At 38.1% G+C, this 2,869-nt stretch carries 4 protein-coding genes and 2 pseudogenes; 2 read left to right on the top strand and 4 right to left on the bottom strand.

All coding sequences use genetic code 11. From position 1 onward, the window contains the following. Together PX636_RS13525 and PX636_RS13530 are read left to right on the top strand one after the other, a co-directional pair. Positions 1-265: type II toxin-antitoxin system HicA family toxin (locus PX636_RS13525; protein WP_502882885.1), on the top strand; the 265-nt coding region annotated here is incomplete at its 5' end. Continuing rightward, a complete protein-coding gene (locus PX636_RS13530; RefSeq protein WP_002797455.1) occupies positions 252-485 on the top strand; it encodes a type II toxin-antitoxin system HicB family antitoxin in 234 nt (77 codons plus the stop codon). The genes PX636_RS13525 and PX636_RS13530, both read left to right, overlap by 14 nt. Positions 486-532: 47 nt before the next feature. On the opposite strand, the gene PX636_RS13535 is transcribed toward PX636_RS13530, so the two are convergent. From PX636_RS13535 to PX636_RS13550, 4 genes and pseudogenes are all read right to left on the bottom strand, one after another. Beyond that, positions 533-1,333: an Rpn family recombination-promoting nuclease/putative transposase gene (locus PX636_RS13535; RefSeq protein ID WP_288117577.1), complete on the bottom strand. Its 801-nt coding sequence runs from the start codon at positions 1,331-1,333 to the stop codon at positions 533-535. A gap of 83 nt (positions 1,334-1,416) precedes the next feature. Next, entirely contained in the window at positions 1,417-2,076 is a 660-nt protein-coding gene (locus PX636_RS13540) for a Uma2 family endonuclease (protein ID WP_012263802.1), read from the bottom strand. Between the two features lie 17 nt (positions 2,077-2,093). Next, positions 2,094-2,672 (bottom strand): annotated as a pseudogene (locus PX636_RS13545) (Uma2 family endonuclease). A 14-nt stretch (positions 2,673-2,686) separates the two neighbouring features. Next, positions 2,687-2,869, bottom strand: a pseudogene (locus PX636_RS13550) (Uma2 family endonuclease); the annotation flags it as partial.

Here is a 2,869-nt window from a genome sequence, read left to right on the forward strand (position 1 = left end):
AGACTTGTCACACCCCCCAGCAAATTACCTGATCGATCAAATCTTGACTGATGCCAAAAAAATCAGAGAATTGAAACAAATGCTCAAAAAAGCTGGATTTATTGATTTTCCGGGAAAAGGCAGTCACAACCATTGGTTACACCCTCTATATGCAGGGAAAATCACTCTCTCGGGAAAAGACGGAGCGGATGCTAAACGTTACCAAGAACAAGAAGTCAAAAATGCCATTGAAGAGGTCAGGAGAAAAGAAGATGAAAAAACTTAAATATAGAATAGTGATTCAGTGGTCTGATGAAGACAATTGTTATCTAGTTGGCTTACCCGACTTTCCAGGTCAAAAATGGCGAACTCATGGTAATACTTATGCTGAATCAGTGAAAAATGCTGAAGAAGTCCTAGAATCTCTGATGGAACTTTATCAGAAATTAGGAGAATCTTTACCTGAGCCTGAAATAAATAAAAAGAGAGAAATTTTGCAAAAATAAACCTTGATAAGGGAATTGATGATCATCGCATTGGTAGCCAAAAAGTTTTAATTGTTCTGATTGGCAATAAATTGATGAACAATCTCAACTTTTAGATTTAATTCCCGCGCAATTTGTTCTTCGTTAAGTCCCAACCTAACCAGAAGAGGAATTGTTTCCAATTTCCCTTCAAGTTTACCTTCAAGTTTTCCTTCTTCTTTAGCTTCTTGATAAAACTTGGTTTGTTTCCATTCAGTGAGATTAAACATAGCTTCTAACTCCTGGCGACTTTTCTGAGGAAATTTGTAGATAATAATCTTCTCGATTAACTCGATAACATTTCGTTGAGTGTTAGGGTCAATAATCTGTTGGCGGGTTTGCTCAATCAAGGATTGAACCTGTTCGGGTGCTTTTTTCCCACTGATGAGGATAAACTGGAGGATACTTATCCCCAGAGAGGGAGGAGATTCAGCCTCGATTTCATCGAGATATATTCGTTGGATCCGCTCTAAGTTTAGCAAATTTTGGTAAGCGATGGGAAACCCAATGTCCAAGCGGCGCTTTCCCCACAGAATCACGGGACAGCAGGCGCGTTCCGGCTTATACTGCTTGAGATACAGGAAGATCTGAGTCATAAATCGCCAATAAAAATCCTCGTCTTTTTGAAATTGAACTTCGACAAAGTAAAGCGGATAATCCAGGTGGTCAGCATCGGGAATAAATACCCCATCAAGCCGGAAAGCCAATTCTTTGATTTCGATTGACTTGAATTGATAATTTTGCGCTAGATTCGGAGATTCCCCCAGCAGTTGAAAGAGAAGTTCGGGAAAGACTTGAAATAGGGTATAAAAGATTTTATCGGTTTTCATTACTCCTTCTTTGGTCGTCGAGTCAATAGTTTTTTTATGAATTTGTGTGAAGTTTTTGTTAAATTTAGATTACTCTAACTAGATTAATTTTTTATCCTTGCCATTCCCAATTGCAAAACCTCTAAAACCTTGGCTAAGTCACCAGCTAGTAAAGCATCTCTATCTAACCATAATCCAGGGAATATCTGAGAACAAATTATCCCTTCTGAGTTCGGTTCAAGTTTAATATATTCTTCATTTGTTAATCTAAACCAGTCAAATTCTCCATCGTCAACTCGCCAGACTAGATATTCTTGCACTTGGTTACGGCGATAAACCTTAAGTTTTTGATGTAAGTCAAGGGAGACGGTACTTGCTGCAATTTCAACGATTAACTCTGGCGCACCTTCGACATAACCATCCTCACTAATCGTTGATTGTCCACCATTTTTAATTCTTAATAGTGCATCGGGTTGAGGTTCATTGTCCGCATCAAGACGTACCGTACAATTATCGCCTAATTGCAGATTGGGAGTAAAGGCTTTATAGACACTTAGCCAACCTATAATATCAGCATGGGGTTCACCATGGTTCTTAATTCTGAGGGGAGAAGCCATAATATAAACAATTCCTTCAATGAGTTCTGCTTTTTTCAGATTTGGCATGGCATTATATCTATGCTCAAATTCACGACGAGTGAGCTTGTCCCCATTTTCTAGGCGTGGAATGGTTAATTGAGGAGAAATCGTTGTAGTTGCTATCATCTTGGTATTTCCTGTCGTCAAAAAATGGGTAATTCTAAAGTAAATCCAGGTAAAACGCTCTCCCCAGATAAGGTGGTTGGTAATGAGACGATTTCTACTTCCTGATTTTGGCGATAGATGGCTACCTGTTGACTAATGGGATCAATTAACCAACCCAATCTTAAGCCACTATCAAGATATTCCTGCATTTTTGCTTGTAGTTGACTTAAAGAATCAGTGCGTGATCTTAATTCTATCACAAAATCAGGACAAATTCTCGCAATTTTTTCTTGTTCTTCTAAGGGTAAAGCTTCCCAGCGTTCATTAGCAATCCAAGCGACATCAGGGGAACGTTTACCCCTCTTGGGTAAGGTAAATATAGTGGAATAACTAAAGACTTTACCGAGTTTTGTTTGACGATTTCAAATAACTAAATCGGCGTTCAAATCTGATTCTCGATTTCCACTAATAGCACCAATCGGGGGCATAATGATTAATTCTCCTTCGGCATTTTGTTCAATTCGCCAATCGTCGTTATTATGGCAAAGTTGATAAAATTGCTCATCGCTTAAATTGACGGATTTTAAGTTTAATGTAATGGGTCCTACGGTAATCATGGGGGTTAATTTGCCTAATTAAATACTTGAGAAACTTTTAACTTGAGTTGACTAAATATAGCGGATCTTACTAAGTCATCATTGCTAAGATTACCAACCTGTGTGTAAGTATCTACTCTTAATTATAAGACTAAAATGGTTTGAGTTTGAGGATCAACTATCCAGTATTCGGGAATCCCACAATCTTGATATTGAAT

The sequence above is a fragment of the Microcystis sp. M53598_WE2 genome (genome assembly GCF_030067735.1).
Taxonomy (GTDB): domain Bacteria; phylum Cyanobacteriota; class Cyanobacteriia; order Cyanobacteriales; family Microcystaceae; genus Microcystis; species Microcystis aeruginosa.

Excerpts from the sequence above, each read along its gene's own strand:
- PX636_RS13530 (WP_002797455.1), top strand. The coding sequence starts at position 252 with ATGAAAAAACTTAAATATAGAATAGTGATTCAGTGGTCTGATGAAGAC.
- PX636_RS13535 (WP_288117577.1), bottom strand. The coding sequence starts at position 1,333 with ATGAAAACCGATAAAATCTTTTATACCCTATTTCAAGTCTTTCCCGAA.
- PX636_RS13540 (WP_012263802.1), bottom strand. The coding sequence starts at position 2,076 with ATGATAGCAACTACAACGATTTCTCCTCAATTAACCATTCCACGCCTA.